Origin of the sequence: Jeongeupia naejangsanensis (assembly GCF_016865585.1) — a bacterium.
Lineage (GTDB): Bacteria > Pseudomonadota > Gammaproteobacteria > Burkholderiales > Chitinibacteraceae > Jeongeupia > Jeongeupia naejangsanensis.
Genome location: NZ_JAESND010000010.1, coordinates 132,422 through 157,382 on the forward strand (window position 1 = coordinate 132,422; position 24,961 = coordinate 157,382).

27 protein-coding genes are annotated in these 24,961 nt (G+C 65.7%); 7 read left to right on the forward strand and 20 right to left on the reverse strand.

The window, feature by feature from the left end; all coding sequences use genetic code 11:
• The first annotated feature begins 245 nt into the window (after positions 1-245).
• The 4 genes from JMJ54_RS16775 to JMJ54_RS16790 are packed head-to-tail and all read left to right on the forward strand — an operon-like array spanning position 246 to position 5,705.
• On the forward strand, positions 246-2,252 hold the full coding sequence (locus tag JMJ54_RS16775; RefSeq protein WP_203539707.1) for a DUF2298 domain-containing protein: 2,007 nt from the start codon (positions 246-248) through the stop codon (positions 2,250-2,252).
• Positions 2,249-4,273, forward strand: coding sequence for a DUF2298 domain-containing protein (locus JMJ54_RS16780; protein WP_203539708.1), 2,025 nt, complete (start codon positions 2,249-2,251; stop codon positions 4,271-4,273). The genes JMJ54_RS16775 and JMJ54_RS16780 overlap by 4 nt, the downstream gene beginning before the upstream one ends.
• A gap of 15 nt (positions 4,274-4,288) precedes the next feature.
• Positions 4,289-4,684, forward strand: a complete 396-nt coding sequence (locus JMJ54_RS16785; protein ID WP_203539709.1) for a GtrA family protein — start codon at positions 4,289-4,291, stop codon at positions 4,682-4,684.
• The gene (locus JMJ54_RS16790; protein WP_203539710.1) at positions 4,674-5,705 is read left to right on the forward strand and encodes a glycosyltransferase family 2 protein; all 1,032 of its coding nucleotides are present in this window, start codon (positions 4,674-4,676) and stop codon (positions 5,703-5,705) included. Before JMJ54_RS16785 ends, JMJ54_RS16790 begins: the two co-directional genes overlap by 11 nt.
• Before the next feature lie 50 nt (positions 5,706-5,755).
• Here JMJ54_RS16790 and JMJ54_RS16795 read toward each other — a convergent pair whose 3' ends face one another.
• Positions 5,756-6,160, reverse strand: a complete 405-nt coding sequence (locus tag JMJ54_RS16795) for a YidB family protein (RefSeq protein WP_203539711.1) — start codon at positions 6,158-6,160, stop codon at positions 5,756-5,758.
• Positions 6,161-6,451: 291 nt separating this feature from the next.
• Here JMJ54_RS16795 and JMJ54_RS16800 point away from each other — a divergent pair, with 291 nt between their 5' ends.
• Positions 6,452-6,808 carry a hypothetical protein gene (locus tag JMJ54_RS16800; RefSeq protein WP_203539712.1) on the forward strand — a complete coding sequence of 119 codons (357 nt, stop codon included), beginning with the start codon at positions 6,452-6,454 and terminating at the stop codon, positions 6,806-6,808.
• A 128-nt stretch (positions 6,809-6,936) separates the two neighbouring features.
• Here JMJ54_RS16800 and JMJ54_RS16805 read toward each other — a convergent pair whose 3' ends face one another.
• The 5 genes from JMJ54_RS16805 to JMJ54_RS16825 all read right to left on the reverse strand — a co-directional run bounded on the left by JMJ54_RS16805 (position 6,937) and on the right by JMJ54_RS16825 (position 11,038).
• Entirely contained in the window at positions 6,937-7,983 is a 1,047-nt protein-coding gene (locus tag JMJ54_RS16805) for a sulfate/molybdate ABC transporter ATP-binding protein (RefSeq protein WP_203539713.1), read from the reverse strand.
• Positions 7,984-7,996: 13 nt separating this feature from the next.
• On the reverse strand, positions 7,997-8,875 hold the full coding sequence (gene cysW / locus JMJ54_RS16810) for a sulfate ABC transporter permease subunit CysW (protein ID WP_203539714.1): 879 nt from the start codon (positions 8,873-8,875) through the stop codon (positions 7,997-7,999).
• A gap of 2 nt (positions 8,876-8,877) precedes the next feature.
• Positions 8,878-9,711 carry a sulfate ABC transporter permease subunit CysT gene (cysT, locus tag JMJ54_RS16815; protein WP_203539715.1) on the reverse strand — a complete coding sequence of 278 codons (834 nt, stop codon included), beginning with the start codon at positions 9,709-9,711 and terminating at the stop codon, positions 8,878-8,880.
• A gap of 98 nt (positions 9,712-9,809) precedes the next feature.
• Positions 9,810-10,811, reverse strand: coding sequence for a sulfate ABC transporter substrate-binding protein (locus JMJ54_RS16820; protein WP_203539716.1), 1,002 nt, complete (start codon positions 10,809-10,811; stop codon positions 9,810-9,812).
• 74 nt (positions 10,812-10,885) lie between these two features.
• Positions 10,886-11,038, reverse strand: a complete 153-nt coding sequence (locus JMJ54_RS16825; protein WP_203539717.1) for a hypothetical protein — start codon at positions 11,036-11,038, stop codon at positions 10,886-10,888.
• Here JMJ54_RS16825 and JMJ54_RS16830 point away from each other — a divergent pair.
• Positions 11,037-12,443: a GGDEF domain-containing protein gene (locus JMJ54_RS16830; RefSeq protein WP_203539718.1), complete on the forward strand. Its 1,407-nt coding sequence runs from the start codon at positions 11,037-11,039 to the stop codon at positions 12,441-12,443. The two genes, JMJ54_RS16825 and JMJ54_RS16830, sit on opposite strands and share 2 nt — an antisense overlap.
• Entirely contained in the window at positions 12,440-13,507 is a 1,068-nt protein-coding gene (locus tag JMJ54_RS16835) for a tetratricopeptide repeat protein (RefSeq protein WP_203539719.1), read from the forward strand. The genes JMJ54_RS16830 and JMJ54_RS16835 overlap by 4 nt, the downstream gene beginning before the upstream one ends.
• 55 nt (positions 13,508-13,562) lie before the next feature.
• Here the strand turns inward: JMJ54_RS16835 and JMJ54_RS16840 are convergent, their stop codons facing one another.
• From JMJ54_RS16840 to JMJ54_RS16905, 14 genes are all read right to left on the reverse strand, one after another.
• Positions 13,563-14,693 (reverse strand): porin, encoded by a 1,131-nt coding sequence (locus JMJ54_RS16840; protein ID WP_203539720.1) that lies wholly within the window; start codon positions 14,691-14,693, stop codon positions 13,563-13,565.
• Positions 14,694-14,777: 84 nt separating this feature from the next.
• Positions 14,778-14,993 (reverse strand): TOBE domain-containing protein, encoded by a 216-nt coding sequence (locus JMJ54_RS16845; RefSeq protein WP_189461934.1) that lies wholly within the window; start codon positions 14,991-14,993, stop codon positions 14,778-14,780.
• Positions 14,994-15,101: 108 nt separating this feature from the next.
• Positions 15,102-15,902, reverse strand: coding sequence for an ATP-binding cassette domain-containing protein (locus tag JMJ54_RS16850; protein ID WP_203539721.1), 801 nt, complete (start codon positions 15,900-15,902; stop codon positions 15,102-15,104).
• Between the two features lie 593 nt (positions 15,903-16,495).
• On the reverse strand, positions 16,496-17,263 hold the full coding sequence (ssuC, locus tag JMJ54_RS16855) for an aliphatic sulfonate ABC transporter permease SsuC (protein ID WP_203539722.1): 768 nt from the start codon (positions 17,261-17,263) through the stop codon (positions 16,496-16,498).
• Between the two features lie 9 nt (positions 17,264-17,272).
• The gene (ssuD, locus tag JMJ54_RS16860; protein ID WP_203539723.1) at positions 17,273-18,424 is read right to left on the reverse strand and encodes an FMNH2-dependent alkanesulfonate monooxygenase; all 1,152 of its coding nucleotides are present in this window, start codon (positions 18,422-18,424) and stop codon (positions 17,273-17,275) included.
• A gap of 23 nt (positions 18,425-18,447) precedes the next feature.
• Positions 18,448-19,377 carry a sulfonate ABC transporter substrate-binding protein gene (locus JMJ54_RS16865; RefSeq protein WP_203539724.1) on the reverse strand — a complete coding sequence of 310 codons (930 nt, stop codon included), beginning with the start codon at positions 19,375-19,377 and terminating at the stop codon, positions 18,448-18,450.
• Between the two features lie 10 nt (positions 19,378-19,387).
• Positions 19,388-20,320, reverse strand: coding sequence for a sulfonate ABC transporter substrate-binding protein (locus JMJ54_RS16870; RefSeq protein WP_203539725.1), 933 nt, complete (start codon positions 20,318-20,320; stop codon positions 19,388-19,390).
• A gap of 37 nt (positions 20,321-20,357) precedes the next feature.
• Positions 20,358-20,954, reverse strand: a complete 597-nt coding sequence (ssuE, locus tag JMJ54_RS16875; protein ID WP_203539726.1) for an NADPH-dependent FMN reductase — start codon at positions 20,952-20,954, stop codon at positions 20,358-20,360.
• Between the two features lie 76 nt (positions 20,955-21,030).
• Positions 21,031-21,252, reverse strand: a complete 222-nt coding sequence (locus JMJ54_RS16880; protein ID WP_203539727.1) for a hypothetical protein — start codon at positions 21,250-21,252, stop codon at positions 21,031-21,033.
• Between the two features lie 41 nt (positions 21,253-21,293).
• A complete protein-coding gene (locus tag JMJ54_RS16885; RefSeq protein ID WP_203539728.1) occupies positions 21,294-21,884 on the reverse strand; it encodes an RBBP9/YdeN family alpha/beta hydrolase in 591 nt (196 codons plus the stop codon).
• Positions 21,884-22,696, reverse strand: a complete 813-nt coding sequence (locus JMJ54_RS16890) for an EAL domain-containing protein (protein ID WP_203539729.1) — start codon at positions 22,694-22,696, stop codon at positions 21,884-21,886. The genes JMJ54_RS16885 and JMJ54_RS16890 overlap by 1 nt, the downstream gene beginning before the upstream one ends.
• 125 nt (positions 22,697-22,821) lie before the next feature.
• Entirely contained in the window at positions 22,822-23,454 is a 633-nt protein-coding gene (locus JMJ54_RS16895; RefSeq protein WP_203539730.1) for a peroxiredoxin, read from the reverse strand.
• Between the two features lie 53 nt (positions 23,455-23,507).
• A complete protein-coding gene (locus JMJ54_RS16900; protein WP_203539731.1) occupies positions 23,508-24,521 on the reverse strand; it encodes a sulfate ABC transporter substrate-binding protein in 1,014 nt (337 codons plus the stop codon).
• Positions 24,522-24,613: 92 nt separating this feature from the next.
• Positions 24,614-24,952, reverse strand: a complete 339-nt coding sequence (locus tag JMJ54_RS16905; protein WP_203539732.1) for a 2Fe-2S iron-sulfur cluster-binding protein — start codon at positions 24,950-24,952, stop codon at positions 24,614-24,616.
• Positions 24,953-24,961 lie beyond the last annotated feature (9 nt).

Here is a 24,961-nt window from a genome sequence, read left to right on the forward strand (position 1 = left end):
CCGCAGCCGCCTGTCGCGGGCAAGCGGTCCTGCCGGGCGGCGGGCTGTTGCGGCCGCGCGATTGATTGTAAGCTCGCTTCCAACGTAGTGGCAGCAACGACCGCTACGACAAAAGCAGCTGACATCCGCCGGCCCGCATCGGACCGTGTCGGCCGCGCTATAAAAACCGGTTCCGGCAGGCTTGCCCGCCTGACGGGACAGGTACCAAACAGGCCGGGCCATGACCCGCGCCAGGGATGGAAGAGATGAGTCTGATCTACCTTGCGCTGACGCTGGCGCTGCTGCTCGTCAATCTGGCCGGGCTGGCGCGCCTCGTGCACCGCTGGCTGCCCGACGCCCAGCTCGCGCGCGCCGGTGGCGTGCTCGCGCTGTGCCTCGTGCTGTTCTTCACCGAACACTTCATCGGCCTCGGCCGGCTGGCATGGCTGTGGCCGGTGTCGACCGCCGTATCGGTCGCGCTGATCTGGCGACCCGCACAACAGCGCAGCTTCTGGCTGGCACAGCTGCCCTTCGTTGTACCTTTCCTCGTCGCGCTGGCCTGGCGCTGGGGCTACCCGGACATCGACGCGACCAGCGAACACCTGACCGACCTGTATTTCATCAGCAACTACCTGAGCGGCGACACCTTGCCGCCGCCGGACCGCTGGCTGCCCGGCGCGGTGTTCGACTGCTATTACGCCTTCCTGCATTACGCGGTCGCGCTGATGGGCCGCTGGCTCAACCTCTCGGCCGGCCAGGCGATGAATCTCGGCAGCGCCGTGCTGTTCGGCCTGATCGGCAGTCTGGCGTGGTCGGTGGCGCGGCGTTTCGTTGCGTCGAACGCGCTGCGCGGGCTGATCGTCGCCACGGTGATCGCCGGTGGCACCGGCGTCGCGCCGCTGCTGAACGTCCTCTACGTTGCTCCCGACGCCAGCCCGGCTTCGGCGCAATCGGCAGCGGTCACCCGCATGTGGGCGAACACCCGCTTCATCGGCCTGTACGACCGGATGTCGAACTCGGTGCCGGGCCAGCAACTGTTTCCGCCGAACGAGCCACCGGCGATGGAACTGGCACTCGAAACGCCGTCCTATTTGATGTACCTCGGCGACGTGCATCCGCCACTGGCCGGCTTCGTGCTGCTGCTGTTCGTCCTCGGACTGATCGCGCGGATCGAACGCCCCGACGAAGGTGATGCCGACAACGTGCGCGTTCCCGCCGCGGCCATCGGCGCCGCCGTGACGCTGTGCATCGCCGCCAACGCCTGGGTGCTGCCGCCGATGGCGCTACTGGTCACCGGCTGGCTGCTGTACCGCTGGCGCGGCAAGCTCCCCTGCCTCGTGCCGTCGACCGCCGCCGGCGTCGCCGTGGCGCTGGTGCTGCTCTACCCCTTCCTGAGCTACTTCGCGCTGGCCGGCCTGCACACGCCGATCGTCCTGACCAAGCCGTTCGAATACTCGCCGCTGAACGAGTGGCTGCTGCTGTGGTGGCCGGTGCTGCTGCTCGTCGTGCTTGCACTGAGTCAGGGGCCGCGCGCGCGGTTGGCGTGGTGGAGCGCACTCGGCGTACTGGCGATGCTGGCGCTGTCCGAACTCGTCACCGTCGACGACCCGCTCGGTGACCGGCTGCAACGTTTCAACACCGTGCTCAAGTGGTGGTCGTGGCTGTGGCCCGCCGCCATCGTCTGGCTCGGCGCGATCAGCCTCGGCAGCGCGGCACGCTGGCGCCGGATCGCCGCGGTCGTACCGCTGGCGGCATCGCTGTCCTTCGTGCTGCCGCAGCTGCAGTTCTGGTGGCACAACCCGCGACCGCACGCCGGGCAGATCACCGGTGACGCGTGGCTCAGGGACGACGAGGCCAACAGGGCCATTCTCGGCTGGCTCAAGGCACAACCGCAGGGACTGGTGCTCGAAAACACCGACCGCACCGCCTACAGCCCGAGCAGTGCGTTCGCATTGTTCGCCGGCCAGCCGTCGATGCTCGGCTGGCCGGCGCACGTCGCACAATGGCGCGGCAACCCGGCGTATGTCGGCGAGCGCGCCGACGCCGCCCGCGCGATCTACGCCGGCGCGCATCCGGCGGCCCGCGCCTGGCTGATCGGCCAGCACGTCGACTACCTTGTGTGGAGCCGTTTCGACGCCGCACGCGGCCCGGTCGTCCTAGCGCAGCTGAAAGCCGCCCTCGCCCCCGATTACCAATGGCAGCCGCTCTGGCAGGCCGGCACCGACGAATACGGCGTGTTCGTCCGCACGTCGCACGAGACCGTACAACCATGACCCTGATCTACTACGTACTGACGCTGGCACTGGTCCTCGTCCATTTCGCCGCCGTCTCGGCTGTGGTCTCGCGGCTGATTCCGTCGTTCCACGTCGCCCGCGCCACCGGCGTGCTCGGCATCACGCTGGCCTGTTTCTTCGCCGAGCACTTCCACGGCTGGGGCCGGCTCGCCGGCGTGTGGCCATTCACGACCGCGATCGCGCTGCTGGCGCTGTGGTGGGACAAGGACCGGCTCAGGACCGCCGGCTTCGTGCGCAGCGAAGCGCTGTTCTGGGCCTTTGTCGGCTACGGACTGATGTGGAAGTGGTTCTACCCGTCGATCTACCCGACCAGCGAACGCGTCACCGACCTGTTTTTCATCGGCAACTACCTGCCCGGCGCAACGCTGCCGCCGCCCGACCACTGGTTCCCGCCACGGGTGTTCGACTTCTACTACGCCTTCCAGCACTACGGCGCCGCGCTGATGGGGCGGCTGTTCACGATCAAGCCGGGCCTGACCTACAACCTGGCCATGCCGCTCCTGATGGCCATGAGCGCCACGCTGGCGTGGGACATCGCCAGCCGCTTCATTGCCGGCCGCGCACTGAAGGTCCTGCTCGTCGTCACGCTGGTGCTCGGTGCCACCGGTGCCAGCCCGATGGTGCATCTGGTGCGCCAGGGCGACGTCAACAACCCGAACGCCGAGGTCAACGACCGGATGTGGGCCAGCGCCCGCTTCGTCGGCCTGTACGACCAGCGCCTCGATACCGAACTCGCCCAGTCGCTGTACCCGCGCGAAACCCGCTTCGAGGCCCGCGAGCTGCCGCTCGAGAACCTCGGTTACCAGTACTTCGTCGGCGACTACCACCCGCCGCTCGGCGGCTTCTTCCTCGTCCTGCTGGCGCTGGCGCTGATGGCGATGGTCGAGACCGGCAGCGGCTCGCGCCGGATCAACACCGCGCTGATCGGGCTGACCGTGCCGGTGACGATCGCCACCAACACCTGGGTATTCCCGCTACAGGCGCTGCTGGTCGCCGGCTGGGCCGCATGGCGCCATCGCCGGCCACAACCGGCCGACGCCCCGGCCGATGCGGCCACCGCACCCGGCACCGACTGGCCGGCGCTGATCGCCGGTGGTACCGCCGCCTTCCTGCTGCTCTACCCCTTCCTCGCCGGCTTTGCCAGCAAGTCGCTGTCGACGCCGATCCGCCTCGTCCCGACGCTGGACCACACGCCGCTGCTGCAGTACCTGACACTGCAGTGGCCACTGCTGCTGCTGATCGTGCTCGGCCTCGTCGCCGGCGCGGCGCAACGGCGCACACGCGGCTTCACGCTGTATGCGGCGCTGGCCTTCGGTGCATTGCTGCTGCTGTCCGAGTTCGTCTTCGTCGACGATCCGTCCGGCGGCCGCTTCGAGCGCACCAACACGGTGATGAAATGGTGGGGCTGGATCTGGACCGGCGGCCTGGCCGTACTCGGCGCGCTGCTGCTCGGCCAGTCGCGCCGCTGGATTCGCGTCGTCGTCGCCGCCTCGCTGGCACTGATCACGCTCAGCTACGGCTGGGACATGCTGCGTTATCTGGCCAACGCCAGCCCGGGAGACCGCGGCCGGCTCGACGCCACCGCCGTCTACACCCAGGACCCGGCCGCGCGCGACCTGCTTGCGCAACTGGCGCGACAGCCCGACGGCATCGTGCTCGAAAACGTCTATGGCGACGCCTACACCGACAGCAACATCTTCGCCGCCTTCACCGCCAAACCGTCGCTGCTCGGCTGGCCGTCACACCTGATCACCTGGCACGGCAGCTCGCCCGAAGTCTGGGTCACCCGTGACCAGATCCGCGCGTTCTACACCGGCACGCAGGCCGACCCGCTTGCCTGGCTGACGCTGAAGAATGTCCGCTACATCGTCTGGACGCCCCGTGATGCGCAAAACCCGCAAGCGTGGTCGCAGCTGCAGCAGGCCATCGCCGCCGGCTACAGCTGGCAACCGGCAAACGCGGCCGGGCAGGCGCCGGTCGGGCTGTGGATCCGTCGCTAGACAAGGTCTGCATCGATGAAAAAACTGCACTACCAGTTCCTTCACTTCGCCGCCGTCGGTCTGGCCGGCACCGGCATCCAGTACGTGACGCTGTGGTTCGGCGTCGAGCATCTCGGCGTCGCCGCGGCGGTGGCGTCGGCTGTCGGCTACGTGCTTGGCTGCTTCGCCAACTATGCACTGAACTACAAGTACACGTTCAAGAGCGGCAAATCGCATGCCGAAGCGGCAAGCAAGTATTTCACCATCGTCGGCGTCGGCTGGTGCCTCAACACGGCACTGATGGCGCTGTTCGTCCACACGCTGGGCTGGCAGTACTTCATCGCCCAGATCATCACCACCGGGATCGGACTGATCTGGAACTTCGGCGGCAGCCGGTTCTGGGCATTCCGGGAGCAAAGACATGAACACTGATCTGCCGCTGCTGTCGGTCGTCGTGCCGGCGTACAACGAGGAAGCCGTACTCGAACAGTTCCATGCCCGGATGAGCGCGCTGTTCGACAGCCTGCCGCGTTACCGCTGCGAGATGGTCTTCGTCAACGACGGCAGCCGCGACCGCACGCAGGCCATCATCGACCGCTTGTGCGACACCGATCCGCGCGTCGCCGGCATCGACCTGTCGCGCAATTTCGGCAAGGAAATCGCGATGACCGCCGGCATGGATCACGCCTGTGGCGACGCCGTCGTCATCATCGATGCCGACCTGCAGGACCCGCCCGAACTGATCCGCGACATGCTGCGCGAATGGGAAAGCGGCTACGACGTCGTCTATGCCAGACGCACCGTCCGCGACGGCGAAAGCTGGGTCAAGAAGGCCACCGCGGCGGCGTTCTACCGGACGATGAACCGGATGTCGGGGCGGGTGCACATCCCGCGCGACACCGGCGATTTCCGGCTGATGAGCCGCCGTGCCGTCGATGCGCTGCTGCAGCTGCGCGAACAGCACCGTTTCATGAAGGGGCTGTTCGCCTGGGTCGGCTTCAAGACCAAAGCGATCGAATACCGCCGCGACCCGCGCGCCGCCGGCGTCTCGAAATTCAACTACTGGAAGCTGTGGAATTTCGCGCTCGAAGGCATCACCGCGTTCTCGATCGGCCCGCTCAAGGTCGCCACCTACCTCGGCCTGACGACGGCGCTGTTCGCCTTCGCCTACGGCAGCTGGATCATCGCCAAGACGCTGATCTGGGGCGACCGCGTGCACGGCTATCCGACGATCATGGTGACCATCCTGTTCCTCGGCGGCGTGCAGCTGTTCTTTACCGGTGTGCTCGGCGAGTACCTCGGGCGGATTTTCAACGAAACCAAGCAGCGCCCGCTGTACTTCACCCAGTCGTTGCGGCCCTCGCGCGTCGACGAGGTACCGGTCCGGGCAGCCGACTCGCCATTGCGGCAGCTGCCGTACGGCGAACGTGGCAGCCTGATCGAAGGGCGCTGAAACGAAAAAGACGCCGGAAGGCGTCTTTTTCGTTCGCTGCTGCCGGCGCATCAGCCGAAAAGCTTGCCCTTGAGCAGGCCCAGCCCCTGCGCGAGCAGGTCGCCCCCCTGCGGTACTTCGCCGTTCGGCGTGAGCTGGTCGACGAGTTGCGGCAGCGCCTCGGAGATCTGTCCGGCGGCCTGCTGCGGATCGACACCGAGCTTGGAGGCGATCTGCGTGACGGTGTCACTGCCGAGCACCGACTGGATCTGCTCGGCCGAGATCGGCAGGTTCTGGCCGGTGGAAATCCACGATTGCGCGACTTCGGCCAGACCGCCCTGCTGGAATTTCTCCACCAGCCCGGAAATGCCGCCCTGCTGTTCAAGCAGCGGGCCCAGCGCACCGAGCAGGCCGCCCGCGCCTTCTTCCTGATTGCCGCCACCGAGGGCGCCGGTCAGTTGATCCAGAAGTCCCATGCCATTCTCCCGTTTTGGTCCGGCCGCACGATGCGGCCCATCGTTTCATCCTAGCCAGGCACGACAAGGGCATGCCGTGCCGCAATGCACTACATGATAGACGGGCAGTATGTGCGCCGCGTGACAAATCCGGGACAGAACGGGGCGTAACGCCCGGCATTTCAAACGGTTGACAGCGCCAACATAAGGAAACACAGACCCGCACAAGGCTCACAGACACCCGGAAGGCGCGATGCGATGCTGAACCTGTCGCCGCAACGATAGCGGCTCGAATCCTCCGGAGTTACCAGCATGAACAAACTGACCGCATCGATCGCTACCGTTCTCGCCGCCGCCGGCCTGATGATCGCCACCCCGTCGTTCGCTGAAGCCGTTTCGGCCCAGGGCGCATCGGCCGTCCACGCCAAACAGCACAAGAAGGCACCGAAGAAGAAGGCATCGGCTGCGTCGGCTGTTCAAAAGGCCCAGGCCAAGAAACACGCGTCGTCGGCTTCGGCTGTCCAAAAGACCCAAGCCAAGAAGCATGCGTCGGCTGCATCGGCCGTGCAAAAAGCACAAGCCAAGAAACACGCTTCGGCTGCATCGGCTGTTCAAAAAGCCCAGGCCAAGAAGCACGCTTCGGCTGCATCGGCTGCCCAAGCCAAGTAATAGCAACGGAGGGCTTGCCCCCTGTGCCCTCCAGCTCCTCGGCCCCGCCTTTCGGCGGGGCTTTTTTTATCCTGAATGCGAAAACGGCGAACCGTCGCGGTTCGCCGTTTCATCAAGGCCACGCCTGATCAGGCGGCCGGGTAGACGCGGGCCTCGCGCGGATTCAGCCAGACGGCCTCGCCGACCTGCCAGCCGCCTTCCTGATAGCGCTCGCGCGTCAGCTCGACCTCGACCACTTCGGCATCCTTGACGTCGACTTCGAGCCGGACCGTCGCACCGAGCAGGCGCGAATGGCTGATGACACCGGCAATCGCCTTCTCGGTCGCGACGCGCGACAGCTCGATCTCGTGCGGGCGAACGTAGACGACCGCCTTGTCGCTGTCGCCGGCTTCGGCGGCAAAACGCGCCGCGCCGACTTCGGCCCAGCCGTCGTGCACGCGCGAGTGGAACAGGTTCACGTCGCCGAGGAACTGGTAAACGAACGGCGTGGCCGGCGCGTCGTACACCTGCTCCGGCGTGCCGATCTGCTCGATCTTGCCCTTGTTCATCACCACGACGCGGTCGGCCACTTCGAGCGCCTCTTCCTGATCGTGGGTCACGAATACGCTGGTGATGTGCATTTCGTCATGCAGCCGGCGTAACCAGCGGCGCAGCTCCTTGCGCACCTTGGTGTCGAGCGCGCCGAACGGCTCGTCCAGCAGCAGCACCTTGGGCTCGACCGCCAGCGCCCGCGCCAGCGCGATCCGCTGACGCTGGCCGCCCGACAGCTGTGCCGGATAACGGTCGGCCAGCCAGTCGAGCTGCACCAGGCTCAGCAGCTCGTGCACCTTGCGCTTGATCTCGGTCTCGCTCGGCCGGGTCTTCTTCGGCCGAACGCGCAGGCCGAAGGCAACGTTCTCGAATACCGTCATGTGGCGGAACAGCGCGTAATGTTGGAACACGAAGCCGACCTGGCGTTCGCGGACATGCGTATCGGTCGCATCCTCGCCATGGAACAGGATCTGGCCCTGATCCGGCGTTTCGAGACCGGCGATGATGCGCAGCAGCGTCGTCTTGCCGCAGCCCGACGGGCCGAGCAGCGCCAGCAGTTCGCCCGAAGCGATGTCCAGCTGCAGGTTGTCCAGCGCGACGAAGTTGCCGAAATGCTTGGAAATGCCGTTGATTGCAATGCTCATGGTTCTTCAGTCCTTACTCTTCGGTCGCGTGACGGCGGTCTTCGGCGGCGAGCCTTTCGGTACGCCATTCAACCCACGATTTCAGCGCCAGCGTCACCAGTGCCAGCAGGGCCAGCAGCGAGGCGCACGCGAAGGCGGCGACAAAGTTGTATTCGTTGTACAGAATCTCGACATGCAGAGGGATCGTGTTGGTTTCACCGCGCACATGGCCCGAGACCACCGAGACCGCGCCGAACTCGCCCATCGCCCGCGCGTTGGCGAGGATCACGCCATACAGCAGGCCCCACTTGATGTTCGGCAGCGTGACGCGCCAGAACATCTGCCAGCCGGTCGCGCCGAGCACCATCGCCGCCTGCTCTTCGTCCGATCCCTGTGCTTCCATCAGCGGAATCAGTTCGCGTGCGACAAACGGGAAGGTGACGAACACGGTCGCCAGCACGATGCCCGGCACGGCGAAGATGATCTTGATGTCGTGATCGGCCAGCCACGGTCCCCACCAACCCTGTGCACCGAACAACAGCACGTAGATCAGGCCGGCCACGACCGGCGATACCGCGAACGGCAGGTCGATCAGCGTGATCAGCATGCTCTTGCCGCGGAATTCGAACTTAGCAATGGCCCACGCTGCGCTCAGGCCGAAGACGAGGTTCAGCGGCACGGCGATCGCCGCGGTGATCAGGGTCAGCTTGATAGCCGACAGCGCGTCGGGTTCGACCAGCGCGGCCAGATACAGATGCCAGCCCTGCCGGAACGCCTCGATGAACACCGAGACCAGCGGCACGACCAGAAACAGCCCGATGAACGCCAGGGCAATGCCGGTCAGCACGATGCGGACCGGGCGCGTTTCGGTCGTGACGATCGAACGCGGCGCGTTATTGACTCCACCCGCCATGATTATTTCCTCCGTCCGAGTCGTTTCGCCGTCCACCACTGCAGGCCGTTGATCACCAGCAGCAGCGCGAACGACACCGCCAGCATCACGCAGGCAATCGCCGTCGCGCCGAGGTAGTCGTACTGCTCGAGCTTGGAAATGATCATCAGCGGCGTGATTTCCGATACGTAAGGCATGTTGCCGGCAATGAAGATCACCGAGCCGTATTCGCCGATGGCCCGCGCGAATGCCATGGCAAACCCGGTCAGCAGGGCCGGCAGGATCGTCGGCAGTATGATCTTGTAAAACACCTGACCGCGCGTCGCACCGAGACTGGCGGCGGCTTCTTCAAGTTCCTTTTCCAGATCCTGCAGCACCGGCTGCACCGTGCGGACGACGAAGGGCAGCGTGATGAAGGTCAGTGCCAGCACGATGCCGAGCGGCGTGAACGCGATCTTCAGCCCCAGCGGCTCGAACCACTGGCCGATCCAGCCATTCGGCGCATAGATCGTCGCCAGCGCGATACCGGCCACGGCGGTCGGCAGCGCGAACGGCAGGTCGACCAGCGCATCGACGAGGCGCTTGCCCGGGAACGGGTAACGCACCAGCACCCAGGCAATCAGCAGGCCGAACACCAGATTGATCAATGCCGCGAGCAAGGACGTCCCGAAGGTCACCTTGTACGAGGCAACCACACGGGGTTCGGTGACGATGGTCCAGAACGCCGACCAGTCGAGATTGCTGGTCTTGATGATCAGCGCCGCCAGCGGCAGCAGCACGATCAGCGAGAGATAGAGCAGCGTGTAGCCGAGCGAAAGCTTGAAGCCCGGCAGCACGCTGTGTTGTTTGAAAGCCATTGCTGGCAGCCCCTGTTGTTGTTATTGCCCGGCTTGGGCCCTGATACGGATCACGCGGCGCGATTCTGGTTCCCCGAAGATCGCGCCGCCGACTGCGTTTAACGTTTGGCGATCGATGCCGCGACCTGGTCGTAGATACCGCCGTCGTCGAAGTACTTCTTCTGTGCGACCTTCCAGCCGCCGAACTCGTCGATGCCGAACAGCTTCACCGCCGGGAACTGCTTGGCATACTTGGCGGCGACGGCCTTGTCACGCGGGCGCAGGTAGTTCTGCGCGGCGACTTCCTGGCCTTCCGGGCTCCACAGGTACTGCAGGTAGGCTTCGGCCGCCTTGCGCGTGCCCTTCTTGTCGACGACCTTGTCGACCACCGCGACCGGCAGGTCGGCGTCGATCGAGATCGACGGATAAACGACTTCGAAACCGCCGCGACCGAATTCGCGGGCGATCATTTCGGCCTCGTTCTCGAAGGTCACCAGCACGTCGCCGATATTGCGCTGCATGAAGGTCGTCGTCGCTGCACGGCCGCCGGCGTCGAGCACCGGGACATTCTTGAACACGCCGGTGACGAAGTCGCGCGCCTTGGCATCGTTGCCGCCCGGCAGTTTCGCCGCGTAGCCCCAGGCGGCGAGGAAGGTGTAGCGGCCGTTGCCCGAGGTCTTCGGGTTCGGCACGATCACCTGCACGCCCGGCTTCACCAGATCGTTCCAGTCCTTGATGCCCTTGGGGTTGCCCTTGCGGACGATCAGCACCTGCAGTGAGCTGAACGGCGCGGCCTCGTTCGGGAATTTCTTTTCCCAGCCAGCGTTGATCTGCCGGCCCTTGTCGACGATCGCGTCGATGTCGGTACTCTGGTTCATCGTCACCACGTCGGCCTCGAGACCGTCGATGACCGAACGCGCCTGCTTGCTCGAGCCGCCGTGCGACTGCTGGATCGTCACCTTGTCGTTGAATTTGGCCTGGTAGTGCTTGGCGAAGACCGGGTTGTAATCCTTGTAGAAGTCGCGCATCACGTCGTAAGACACGTTCAGCAAGGTCACGTCGGCCAGCGCCGGGGCGGCGGCAAATACGGAAAGCAGCAAGGCGGGGATCAGTTTGCGCATGGTTGGGTCCGTTGGACAGTCTATTTGATGCGCGATTATCACCCGGCAGCCATATGCCGCCAAAGAATAATCCGTTAATAAATATCGGCTTGTTTGGAATAAGCATAATTCAGCATGCCAACATCATGACAGGCTGCCAACGGATTGCTACGAACGCTGTCAGCAAGCTTGATCTCGACGTCGGTGCTTGGCACGATGACGGCCTTGCTCCCCGCGGCGCCCACCATGCCTTCCGCCTCCCTTGCCTCCGCCGACTGGCGCGCGCAGCTCGCTGCCGCACAGGCGTCCATCGCGCGCGAACACGCCGATACTGGCGCTTTGCGCGCCTTGTTGCCGGCGGTAAAAACCGAACATCTTGCCGAGATCGGCCTGTGGCTGGGCTTGAGCCTGCTGCTCGAGGCACTGCTGCCGCAGGCGGTCGAAGCCTGGATGAGCGCGCTCGACGCGGCACTGGCCAACGGCCAGTCGCGGCTGGCCACCTTGCTGTGGCTCGAACTGGCGACGCTCGGTCGCGAGCATGGCGACGCGGCAATGGCACTGCGACTCGACCTCCTCGCGGCCGACCTCGCCCGCGCCGGCAACGATGCGGCACTGCAGGCGCAGTCGGCCCTTGCGGTGGCCGCCGACCTTTTCGCACTGGGTGAAAACGCCGAGGCCCAGCACATGTTCGACAAGGCGCTGGCCGAGCCCGCCCTGGCGACGCTCGACGCCGCCCGCGCCAACGAACAGATCGCCGTGCTGCTCGCAGTCGCGGCTCGCCCTGCTCGGGCAAGCCATCACTACACACTCGCTGCGAACCGCTATCTCGCCGACGGCGCCCGCCTTGGCGAACTGCGCTGCCGGCTCCATCTTGCCGCGCTCGGCGATGATCCGCACGCCAGCCGCCGTGCAACCGAACTCGCAGCCGAACTCGATCCGGCCCGACTCGACCGGGCGCAACACCTGCAACTGGCCGGCCTCTTCGAGACCCGGGGCGATCTGGCCAGCGCCGTTGCCCATCTCGACGCGGCACTTGCGCCCGCAGCACCACTAATTCCGGCATCCAAGCGGCGGATCGGCGCTGTTGCGATGCGGCTGCAGCTGCTCGCCTCCCGGCTCGAACTGGCACAACTGCGCGATCAGACCGCACAGGAAACCGAACAGGACGATCTCAGCGGCGGGCTCAGCCGTGCCGCGCTGCATGCCCGGCTACCGGCTTTGGTCGAGCATGCCGGCGTCGGCGCGCCGCTCAGCCTGCTGCAGGTCTCGATCGACCGCTTCGGCGAGATCCGAGCACAACGCGCCCGGCATCTCGGCGACGATGTCCTGCGCTCGGTGGCCGCCCTGCTGCGCCTCGACCGCCAGCCCGGCGATCTGCTCGCACGGATCGGCGACGACGAATTCCTGCTGGCCCTGCCGGCCACCGATGCCGCTGCAGCGCTCGATGCCGCAGAATCGGTCCGCCGTGCCATCGCCCATTACGACTGGGCAACCCTGCATCCGGCGCTCTCGGTCAGTGTCAGCATCGGCGCCGCCAGCTGCCAGCCCGGCGATTCGGCCGACATCCTGCTGTTCCGTGCCGATCTGGCGCGCTATCTGGCGCAGCGCGGCGGCGGCAACCGCGTCAGCAGCGGTGAAGGAGCCCCGGAATGAATGAACGCAATGCACTGCTCGCCGATCTCGAGCCGATCGCCATCAACGCCGAGAACGGCTCGCCACCGCCCCCCGCCGAAGTCGAAGCATTGCTGGCACGCGCACGCGCGGTCGGCGACGCACGACTCGAAGCGCTGGCCATGGTGACGCTCGGCCACGCTTGGCAGCATGTCGGCCGCCTGCGCGCCGCCCAGCAGGCGTTCCGCGATGCTGCGGCCTGTTTTGCCGCGGCCGGACACACCCGTGGCCGGATCGAAGCACTGATCGAGTTCGGCCGCGCCCGCTATGCCGCCGGTGAAGTCGCCCCGGCCCTCGATACGTGGTCGCAGTGCCTGGAACTCGCACACGACAACGGCGATGCCGACCACTGCGCCCGCGTCTGCCTTGGCGTCGGCCAGGCCTGCGTCGCGCTTGGCGATCATGCCGGCGCCTTGCGTTACCACGAGCTGGCGCTGTCGCTGGCGCGACCGCTCGGCCACGACCGGCTGACCTGCGAAGCGCTGATCAATGTCGGCGGCGATGCCTACCGGCTGCAGCAGGGCGACCGGGCGCTGACCGCGCTGGCCGAGGCCGACGCGCTGTTGCAGACCAAGGTGAACAACCGTGTCTGGGCCGCCGAAGTCCCCTACTATCGGGGACTCGTCTGCCTCGCCAACGGTGACCCCGACGCGGCGCTGTCCGCACTGGCGCAGGCGCGCACCGCGCACTCGGCCAATCACAGCGTCTGGGGCGAAGCCCACAGCTGGTTCGCACTCGGCCAGGCCCACGAGGCCGCCGCCCAGCCGGCGCACGCCGGCGAGTGCTATCAGGCCGCACGGCAACTGGTCCGGAACGCGGGGCTGATCGCGCTGCACCAGCAACTGCTCCGGCGTCTGGCCGCACTGGCACGCACGAATGACGACATGGTTGCTGCGCTGGGCTGGCTGCGCGAACTCGAGGCACTCGACGTTGCCCCGCCCGAAGTCCAGGTCCGCTGGAACCGCACCCAGCTGACCCGGCTCGGCGCACTGGAAACGCGCAGCCGCATTCAGGCCATCCGGCTCGGGCAGACCGTGATCCAGTAAAAAAAAACCGGGCACATTGTGCCCGGTTTGAAGTCTAGGAAGACGGTGGTACGGCTTAGAAGTCGGTGCGCAGGCCAACCGAGAACGCATTGCCATCCTGGTTCTTGAAGTCCGGCGTCAGCGAGCCCGAGTTGTTCTTGAACTTGCCGTTCGTGTCGTTGTTCACGTTCACGAGGTAGGTGTAGAAACGGGTCTGCTTGGTCGCGTAGTACACCAGACCCAGCGACGCTTGCGCACCGCTGTTGTCGCTCACGCCCAGCTGGTCCTTCGACCAGGCGTACACGCCCTGGACTTCGAACTGGCCGAACTTGTAGTTGCCCACGGCGGCGTAGTTGTCCCAGTCCTGACCGGTCTTGCCGTCGTCGCTGTTGATGTGCTCCCAGCCGGCGCCCAGTTGCAGACCGAAGTCGAACTTGTAGCCCAGTGCCAGGTTGGTCGCCCAGGTCGACGCACCGCTGGTGGTGTTGGCGGCAACCGGCGGCGTGGCCTTCGGATCGGCATTGATGTGGTCGGCGCTGCTCAGGCCGGTGGTCTGTGCGAAGGTGCGGTTGTCCGAGTAGTAGTAACCCAGACCGCCAACGAAACCGTAGCCGCTGTACAGGGCCGAAGCGGCGTAGATCGGCGAATTGTTGCCTTCCTGCGCGTTCTGGTCGAGGCCCCACGAACCGCGGACCTGGAAGCCGCCGAACTTCGGCGAATCGTAGCTGACCGAGTTCTGCAGACGGCTGTTCAGCTGGGCAAACACGGCGCCCTTGCCCTTGTAGTCGGCGGTATCGGCGAAGTTGTCGAACAGGCTCGACAGGTCCGACGAAGTCAGCAGGGTCTTGTAGGCGCTGTCGTAGTTGCCGAAGCGCACGGTACCCCAGTCGCCTTGCCAGCCGCCGAAGGTGTTGCGGCCACCCCAGGTGGTGTTGCCGGTGCCGCCGTTACCCGACGTCTTGATCGCCGATTCGATCTGCCAGATCACCTTGCCGCCGATGTCGAGGGCATCCGAGCCCTTGAAGCCGAAGCGGGACGACTGGTCGATCAGTTGGACTTCGCCCTTGTAGTCCTTGCCACCGGCGTCCTTCAGTTGATCGTATTCGAGCGACTCGCGGATCGAGCCGTAGACGGTGACTTCCGCGTAGGCCGCGCCGGCGCTCAGGAAAGTGGTGGCAAGCAAGGCCGAAAGAATGGTGCGTTTCATCTTGTTGGATCTCCCTGTTATTTCAAACGGCCACCCTGCGGTGCTCGTACGGCACCGCTGCACTGGGCAGCCGCTCTTCGGTATTTACAGCGTCGCGATCGACACCTCGGTCGCCTTGACGAAGGCAATGACCTCGCTGCCCGGAGCGAGCTTGAGTTCCTTGACCGAACGGGTCGTGATCACCGAGGTGACAATGCCGGCCGGCGTGGCGACGTCGACTTCCGACAGCACCGGGCCTTCGATGATTTCGCGTACGGTGCCGCGGAACTGGTTGCGTACGTTGATCGACTGGATGCTCATGGTGTTCTCCTGTTGGGTTGACGGTGCCAGATTAACCCGGCCCGCATATCACCCGAAGTAATTTGATTTTTGTTTTTTATTCCAAAACATCAAAAACTATTGTCAGCCTTACAAGGCCCAGCGCAAGGCGGTCGGCGCGATCGGCGGCAGCGGTTCGGGCTGCGGCACGTCGGGCTGCTGCACGCGCGCCAGCAACCGTTCCTGCAGCAGCGCAAAGTGCACGTCGCCGCGCCGGCGCGGTCGCGCCAGCGGCACGTCCAGATCGAGACCGACCCGGCCCTGCTCGACCAGCAGCACCCGGTCGGCGATCGCCACCGCTTCCTCGACGTCGTGCGTCACCAGCAGCACGGTGAAGCCGTGCCGGCGCCACAGCCGCTCGATCAGCTGCTGCATCTCGATCCGGGTCAGCGCGTCGAGCGCGCCGAGCGGCTCGTCGAGCAGCAGCAGCTGCGGTTCGTGGATCAGCGCCCGCGCCAGTGCCACGCGCTGCCGCTGACCGCCCGAAAGCTGGCTCGGCCATTTGCCGGCATGTTCGCTCAGCCCGACTTCGGCCAGCGCCGCATGGGCTTTCGGCTGCCAGTCGCCCTTGAGGCCGAGGCCGACATTGGCCAGCACGGTTTTCCACGGCAGCAGCCGCGCGTCCTGGAACATCAGCCGGGTGTCGAAATGGCCGGTATCGAGCGGACTGCCGTCGGCGCGCACCTCGCCCGACGTCGGCGTGTCGAGCCCGGCCAAAAGCCGCAGCAGGGTCGACTTGCCGCAACCGGAACGGCCGACAACGGCGACGAACTCGCCGGCGCGGATGTCGAGGTCGAGGTGGTCGAGCACGGTCTGTTCACCATAGCGGCGCGTGAGACCGCGGATCGTCAGCGCGACGCCGAGGGCAGGTTCGAGGTGGGGAGAGGTCATGGTTTACTCCTTGGTCGCACAGTTGATTGGCGGCCTTAAAATCAATTCGTTTTAACGGTTTTGCGCCTGCGGCGCGGTGAAAAGCCTTGATGCCGGTTCCGCCCGGCGGACGGGTTCTTTTCTTGCTTCGCCAAGAAAAGGAACCAAAAGAAGGCGCCCCCGCATCCGCGCCCCGCTAAAGCGGGGTTCCCTGCGCTGCTCAGCCGTCACGGCGGGAATCGCAAACTCGCTGCGCTCAAACAGCGATCCCGACTGCCCCGTGCCGACTTGCGCTGCTCGGCGCTTCTGAGGGGATCAGGGTGGTATGCCATTGCTGCGGGTGAAACGACGCCTGTATTCCACTGCAGTTGAGAGGAGCGGCCTTTCATCCCGTTCGCCAGCGCCGAGGAGTGGAGCGAGACGAGCCGGTTTGATGGCTTGGCTCGCGACCGATCGAGGGCAGCCCGGAGGTCCGCAGGCGCGGGTCGCCTTTGGGGTGAAGGGGGCTTTGGTGAGACAAAGCTCCCTTCCCGTTCGCGCGGCGGAACGCGCATCAAAACGCTTTTACCCGCGCCGCAGGCGCTGAACCGCATTGCCCCAACGCTCCGCCAATCTCACTGATACGCCGGATGCCACCGCAACCACACCCGCTCCAGCCCCCGCGCCGCCACGTCGCTGCCCTTGCCGAGCACCGCGTACAAGAGGATCGCCAGCACCACCACATCGGTCTGCAGGAACTCGCGCGCATTCATCGCCAGATAGCCGATGCCCGAGCTGGCCGAAATCGTTTCGGCGACGATCAGCAGGATCCACGCGAAACCCAGCGCAAAGCGCACGCCGACGAGGATGCTCGGCAGCGCGCCGGGCAGGATCACGTCGCGGAACAGCGGCCAGCCGCGCAGGCCGTAGCTTTTCGCCATCTCGACGAGCCCGGTGTCGACCGAGCGGATGCCGTGATAGGTATTGATGTAGACCGGGAACAGCGTGCCGAACGCGACGAGGAACAGCTTGGCGGCCTCGTCGATGCCGAACCACAGGATCACCAGCGGGATCAGCGCCAGCGGCGGGATGTTGCGGACCATCTGCACCGTGGTGTCGAGCAGCAGCTCGCCGCGTCTGGATAACCCGGTGATCAGCCCGAGCACGAGCCCGAGGCCGCCGCCGATGCCGAAGCCGACCGCGGCGCGCCAGAAGCTCACCTTCAGGTGCGCCCACAGCTCGCCGGACTCTGCCAGTCGAACCGCGGCATCGAACACTGCGCTCGGCGCCGGCAGGATGCGGCTGGTGAGCACGCCGTGGGTGGCGAACCACTGCCACGCCAGCAGCAGCAGCGCCGGCACCGCCCACGGCGCCAGACGGCGCGAAATGGCAGCAATCGTCATGGTGCTTCCTCAGCTCTGCGCGACCAGCTTCGGGGCTGGTGGCACGATGTCATTGGCGATCACTTCGCCGAACGGCCCGGTCAGGTTGACCTTGCCGGCCGGTTTCGCATGATCGAGCGGCAGCAGCGGGAACAGCAGTTCGGCGACGCGGTACGCCTCTTCGAGGTGCGGGTAGCCCGAGAAGATGAAGTGCTCGATGCCCAGATCGGCGTACTCGCGGATCCGCGCTGCGACTTCGTCGGGGCTGCCGACCAGCGCGGTACCTGCCCCGCCACGAACCAGACCGACGCCGGCCCACAGGTTGGGCGCAATCTCCAGATTGTCGCGCCGGCCGCCGTGCAGCTCGGCCATCCGGCGCTGGCCGACCGAATCGAAGCGCGAGAACGCTTGCTGTGCCGCGGCGATGGTCTCGTCGGTGACGTGCGAGATCAGCTTGTCGGCGGCCTGCCACGCTTCCGCGCTGGTTTCACGGACGATCACGTGCAGGCGGATGCCGAAACGCACGGTCCGTCCCTTCGCCTCGGCGGCGGCGCGTACCTGAGCGACTTTCTCGGCCACGGCCTCGGGCGGCTCGCCCCAGGTCAGGTAGACGTCGACGTGTTCGGCGGCCAGTTCGATCGCCGGTTCGCTCGATCCGCCGAAGAACAGCGGCGGGTGCGGCGTCTGCACCGACGGGAACAGCGCCTTGGCGTTCTCGACGGTCAGGTGCTTGCCCGAAAAATTGACCGTTTCACCGGCGGCAACGCCGCGCCAGATGTTCAGGAATTCGTCGGTGACCTCGTAGCGCTCGGCATGGGTCAGGAAGCTGCCATCGCCGCGCTGTTCGTCCGGATCACCACCGGTGACGACGTTGATCAGCAGCCGGCCGTTGCTGATCCGGTCCAACGTTGCCGCCATCCGCGCCGACACCGTCGGCGAGATGATGCCCGGGCGGATCGCAACAAGGAACTTGAGCCGCTCGGTCAGCGGCGCCAGCGATGACGCGACGACCCACGAATCCTCGCAAGAGCGGCCGGTCGGGATCAGTACGCCTTCGAAACCGAGCTGGTCGGCGGCCTGGGCGATCTGCTTCAGGTAGGCATGGTCGACGGTGCGGGCACCGATGGTGGTACCGAGATAACGGCTGTCGCCGTGGGTCGGCAGGAACCAGAACAACTTCATGATGCGTTCTCCAGCTGCGCCGCTCATTGCGGTGCAAGTACGATGTCTTTGACGGTCACGGTTTTCGGAATCAGTTTCAGATCGGCAAAACGGTCGGCAATGCGCTGCTGTTCCGCGACGACCTGCGGATTGAGCCAGGTGACCCTGAAGCTCGGCCGGCGCTGCACTACGGTGTCGAAAGTCGCGGCGTCGAGGCCGACGGCTTTGGCAAGGATCTGCGCGGTTTCCTTCGGTTTCTGCTCGAGGAAATCGTCGTTGTCCGACAGCGCGTCGAATACCGTCTGCAGCAGCTTGCCCTGCTTGTCGGCAAAGGTTTTCGACGCCAGATAGAAGCTCTGGTTGGCGACCAGCCCCTGCCCGGTCGTCAGCACGCGCGGCTTCAGTGCCTTCTCGGCGGCGGCGTAATACGGGTCCCAGATCGCCCAGGCGTCGACCTTGCCCGACTCGAACGCGGCACGCGCATCGGACGGCGTCAGCCACACCGGCTGGATGTCGTCCCACTTGAGCCCGGCCTTGTCGACCGCGCGGATCAGCAGCCAGTGCGCGCTCGAGCCCTTCTGCAGCGCGATGCGCTTGCCCTTCAGATCGGCCAGCGTCCTGACCGCCGAATCGGCCGGCACCAGCAGCGCCGACGCCTGCGGCTTCGGCGGTTCGAAACCGACGTAGACGAGCTGGGTGCCGCCGGCCTGGGCGAAGATCGGCGGCGTGTCGCCGGTCATGCCGAAGTCGACGCTGCCGACGTTCAGCGCTTCCAGCAGCTGCGGCCCGGCCTGGAACTCGGTCCACTTGACCGTATGGCCCTGGGCGGCGAGCTGCTTTTCCAGTGTGCCGCGGCTTTTCAGCACGATCAGGTTCAGCGAGCTTTTCTGGTAGCCGATGTGCAGCTCGGCGGCCTGTACGCCGCCTGCGGCGACCAGTCCGGCGAACAGCAGTGAAGTGAAATGGCGCAGCATGGCGGTCTCCTTACTTCTGCGACGCCAGCGCTTCCTTGACCTTGATCGGTTTCGGAATCAGCTTGAGTTCGTAGAACACGTCGGCGAGCTTCTGCTGCTCGGCAGCGACCTGCGCGGTCAGCGGCGTCACGCCGTAGCGGTAGCGCGAGAGCGCCAGTTCGACCACGTCGGCCGTCAGCCCCTGCTGCGGCGCGATGATCGCCGCGGCCTGGCCACGGTTGTCCTGCAGCCAGCGGCCCTGCACGAGCGTGTCCTCGAACAGCGCCTTGATGATCTGCGGGTTCTTCTCGGCAAAGCCGCGCTCGGCGAGGTAGAAGGCGAAGTTGTTGACGGTGTCGCGGCCGTCGGCGAGCACGCGGGCGCCGATCTGCTTTTCCGCCGCGGCGAGGAACGGGTCCCAGATCACCCAGGCATCGACCGAACCGCGCTCGAACGCCGCACGCGCATCGGCCGGCGGCAGGAACACCGGCTGGATGTCGCCGTACTTCAGGCCGTTCTTTTCCAGCGCCTTGACCAGCAGGTAGTGGACGTTCGAGCCCTTGTTGAGCGCGACCTTCTTGCCCTTCAGCTCGGCCACCGACCTGATCGCCGACCCCTTGGGTACGACGATGGCTTCGGCCGCCGGCGCGGCCGGGTCGTTGCCGATGTAGACGAAGCGCGCACCGGCGGCCTGGGCGAAGATCGGCGGTGCTTCACCGACATAGCCGACGTCGATCGCGCCGACGTTCAGGCCTTCGAGCAGCTGCGGGCCGGCCGGGAATTCGACCCATTTCACCGTCGCGCCGAGCGGCGCGAGTTTCTTCTCCAGCGTGCCCTGGCTTTTCTGCAGCACGAACAGGCTGGCCGATTTCTGGTAGCCGATGCGCAGCGTTTCGGCCAGTGCAGTGGTCGACAGGGTCGCGGCGGCCAGCGCGGCAACGGCGGTAACGAGCAGGCGTTTCATGGTGTTCTCCTTGTTGGTATCGTTTTTTCGGCGCGGGTCAGAAGCTGATGCGCGCTTCGCGGATCTGCCGGTTCAGCTGGTCGGGGTGCAGCAGCACCTGGCCCGGATCGGGCAGATGCGCCAGCAGGCGCGACACCGCCTGCGTCAGCCGCTGCTCGATCTCGAGCGTCAGCTCGAGGTAGCCGTCGTCGCGCCATGTCAGCTCGCGTTCGGTCGCATAGATGCCGCCGACGATGTGGCGCGCCTTCAGCGAGGTCAGCACCGGCTGCAAGGCGTAATCGACGGCGAGCATGTGCGACGGGCTGCCACCGGTCGCCAGCGGCAGCACCGCGTGATGGTGCAGCGCGCGCTCGGGCAGCAGGTCGAGCAGCAGCTTCAGCGCGCCGCTGTAGGCGGCCTTGTAGACCGGCGTGGCGACGATCAGCCCTTCGGCGTCGGCGACGGCCTTCTGGAAAGCGATCACCGCCGGGTCGTCGAACTTGCCGTACAGCAAGGCTTCGGCGTCGAAGTCGCCGAGCGTGAACGGCCGGATGGTGATCCCGTAGGATTCGAGCAGGCGGGAGGCCCGGGTAAGCAGGCCATGCGAGCGCGATTTCGCGCTCGGGCTGCCGGACAAGGTGACGATGGTCGACATCGCGATTCCTCTGGCGTGGACGCCATTCTTATTGACCAGAGGAAATTTAACCTTGCCAACTTATAACTAAAAATACCTAGTTGTTAGTCACTGATAACCAAATGGAATCAAATTTGTCAGCCTGAAAGGTGACGATGCAGGCCGCGAGGCAGCCGGTGGCCGTCGCGATCCAGCCCCGCGACATCGCATGCCCGGCCCTCCGCTCATCGGCGGTCAGAAAGGACGAACGGCCGCGTTGGTCGCGGCCGTGTGACGCGCCGCGCGTCGCGATGACGCGCGAAATGCGGAGACGTTGCATGGGGAAAGTCGACGCAGCACCGGCGGGTACCGGGCGTGGCGTCAGGCCGCCAGACGCTCCGGCAGCACGGGCGGCACTAGCTGGCTCAGCAGCTTGAGGCCGAGCGGCCAGTCGTCGAGGTCGGAGTCGGCATTGATGTGGCCGAGCCCGGACAGCACGACGCACCGGCTGCCCCAGTCCCGGGCCAGCGTCATCGAGCGGCCCGAACTGCAGACGGGATCGTTGTCGCTGGCGATGACCGCGCTGACGAACGGCAGCTTGGCCGCCGGCAGGGGCAGGAAGGTGGAAAACGACGCCGGCGCATCCTCGCGCGCGACGTCGGCCGGCGCGACCAGCAAGGCGCTGGCGACGCGCGACGCATGCTGCGACAGCACCGCCCAGTGGCCGAGCGTGACACAGCCCAGGCTGTGCGCCACGATGATCACCCGCCCCGGTGCCTGCGCGACCGTGCGTTCGAGCCCGGCCACCCAGTCGCGGGCGCTCGGCACGTCCCAGTTCTGCTGAACGACGCGGTCGAAGCCGCGATAGCGCGCGCACCAGCGGCTTTGCCAGTGCGTCGGCCCTGAATCGTGCCAGCCGGGAACGACAACGATGCTGTTGCCTGCAGCCAGCCACTGTTCGATCGGATCCATCAGCCTCTCCAGCGGGGTTCGTCGAGCAGAAAGCCCTGCAGCGCGTCGGCGCCGGCATCGATGGCGATCTGCCTTTGTGTTTCGGTTTCAACGCCCTCGACGATGACCTCGCCACCCAGCTCGTGCAGCAGCTCCACCAGCTTGGGCAGGGCGCGGCGCAGGCGCGGCGAGGATTCGGCTTCGCCGATCAGGCTGCGGTCGATCTTGATCACGTCCGGTTCGAGCTGCCACAGCCGGTCGAGGTTGGCATGGCGGCGGCCGAAGTCGTCGATGGCGATCCGGTAGCCGCGCGAGCGGTAGCTCTGCAGCGCGGCACGGGCGCGGTTGATGTCGGATTCGGCGATTTCGTCCTCGCCGATCTCGAGCACGATGCGCGAGGGCTTCGAGTCCAGGCTTTCGAGGATGTCCTGAAACACGGCGCCGTGACGGTCGCTGACCTCGGTCAGCATCTTGGGATGGACGTTCAGGTACAGCGTCTGCGCGCGGTCGGCATGGCCTGCGTCGTTGAGCAGGTGCAGCGTCCGGCACAGGCGGTCGAACGCAACCAGCTTGCGCTGCGATTCGGCGTATTCGAACGCGGTCAGCGGCGGCAGGGGCTTGTGGCGCACCGATGCGCGCAGCAGCGCCTCTTCGCCGACGACCCGGCCGTCCGGCGCATGGATCGCCTGGAACACGCTCGACAGCGACAGCCCGAGCGCGCGCACGACGATGCCGCGACCGGCTTCGATGCCGAAGCTGGCGGCGGGCCAATCTTCGCGCACGCTGGCCGGCACGGGCAGGCGCTTGAACCAGGTTTCGAGCGGAGAGTTCATCGCATCAGTTCTTCTGCAGAAAAAAGAGGCCGGCAGAGCCGGCGCAAAAAGAGGAGACAAGAAACGGTTCAAACAGGGGACGGGTCCGGTGCGCTAGCGCACCGCAACCCGCAGGTCGGTCGGGCTCAGGGTTGCGGCGTCAGGCGCAGATAGGGCCGGACTGCCGTGTATCCCTTGGGAAAACGCCTGGCGATTTCGGCTTCGTCCTGCAGCGACGGCACGATCACCACGTCGTCGCCCTGCTGCCAGTCGGCCGGCGTCGCGACCTTGTGGTACTCGGTCAGCTGCAGCGAATCGATCACCCGGAGGATTTCGTTGAAGTTGCGGCCGGTGCTGGCCGGGTAGGTCAGCGTCAGGCGGATCTTCTTTGCCGGGTCGATGACGAACACCGAGCGCACCGTCGCGGTGGTCGACGCGTTCGGGTGGATCAGGTCGTACAGCTCGGCGACCTTGCGGTCGGCGTCGGCGAGGATCGGGAAGTTCACCGTCGTCTGCTGCGTGTCGTTGATGTCCTCGATCCACGCGTGGTGCGATTCGAGCGGGTCGACGCTGATCGCCAGCGCCTTGACGTTGCGCCTGGCGAACTCGTCCTTGAGCTTGGCGGTCTTGCCCAGCTCGGTGGTGCATACCGGGGTGAAATCGGCCGGGTGCGAAAACAGCACGACCCACTGGTCGCCGGCCCAGTCGTGAAAGCGGATGTCGCCTTCGGTGGAGGATTGGGTGAAATCGGGGGCGGTATCGCCAAGACGCAAGCTCATCGGGTCACTCTCCATCACGGGGGGAAGACGGGCGCCAGCCGGCGCCCGGTCGGTCAACGCTTGGCGGCAATCGACGCCTGGATCTGGTCGAACACGCCGCCGTCCTCGAAGTAGGTCTTCTGCGTCTTGGTCCAGCCGCCGAAGGTATCGTCGATGTCGAACAGCTTCACGTTCGGGAACTGCTTGGCGTACTTGGCGGCAACGTCCTTGTCGAACGGCCGGTAGTAGTTCTGCGCGGCGATTTCCTGGCCTTCCTTCGAGTACAGGTACTGCAGGTAGCCTTCGGCGACCTTGCGGGTACCCTTCTTGTCGACGATCTTGTCGACGACGGCAACCGGCGGTTCGGCCTTGATCGACAGGCTCGGCGCGACGATGTCGTACTTGTCCGGACCGAGTTCCTTGACCGCGAGTACCGCCTCGTTTTCCCACGCCAGCAGCACGTCGCCCTGGCCACGCTGGGTGAACGTCAGCGTCGAGCCACGCGCGCCGGTATCGAGCACAGGCACGTTCTGGAACAGCTTCTGCACGTAGTCGCGCGCCTTCTCGTCCGAACCGTAGGTTTTCTTCGCCCAGCCCCAGGCCGCGAGGAAGTTCCAGCGCGCACCACCCGAGGTCTTCGGATTCGGCGTGATCACCTTCACGTCGCTGCGGACCAGATCGGCCCAGTCCTTGATGTTCTTCGGATTGCCCTTGCGGACGAGGAAGACGATGGTCGAGGTGTACGGGCTGGCGTTGTCCGGCAGTTTCTTCTGCCAGTCCGGCTTCAGCAGCTTGGCCTTGGTGTTCAGCTCGTCGATGTCGTAGGCCAGCGCCAGCGTCACCACGTCGGCCTCGAGGCCGTCGAGCACCGAGCGCGCCTGCTTGCCGGAGCCGCCGTGCGATTGCTTGATGGTCACGTCGTCGCCGGTCTTCGCCTTCCAGTACTTGGCGAACGCCTTGTTGTAGTCCTGGTAGAGCTCGCGGGTCGGGTCGTAAGACACGTTGAGCAGTTCGACCGACGCGGCCCAGGCCGGCGTGGTCACGGCGAAGGCAAGGGCTGCAGCAATAAACTTCTGGCGATAAGACATGACCGGCTCCCGTTTTTTTGGAATTGGATTGAACGGAAGTCAGTCTGCCAGCGATGCTTCATCGCCAGAAATAATATTGTTTTTCTAAAAAATCATTTTTGGATATATACAAGCAGGTCGTGTAAGACAATGACATGGCAGGCCAGCCGCGGCGTCGCAACGGTATCGGGCTGCTCACGCCGCGCGTCCTTCGGCAAGGCGCCCCGCCGGACCAGTACATTGCGCTCCATTCCGCCCAGCATCACCGTGCCGCCGCTGCCGGCGTGCTCGATGTGGATCAGGCAGGCGCCGCACGTGCCCTGCGCGCAACGCCACGCGAGCGGCAGATCGCCGTCGCGGCTCAGCGTGCGCACCGTGTCGATCAGTCGCGTGCCGGCCGGCGCGGACACAGCGATCACGCCAATGGCACTGTGGAAATGCAGCTCGGGCAAGGTCGGACT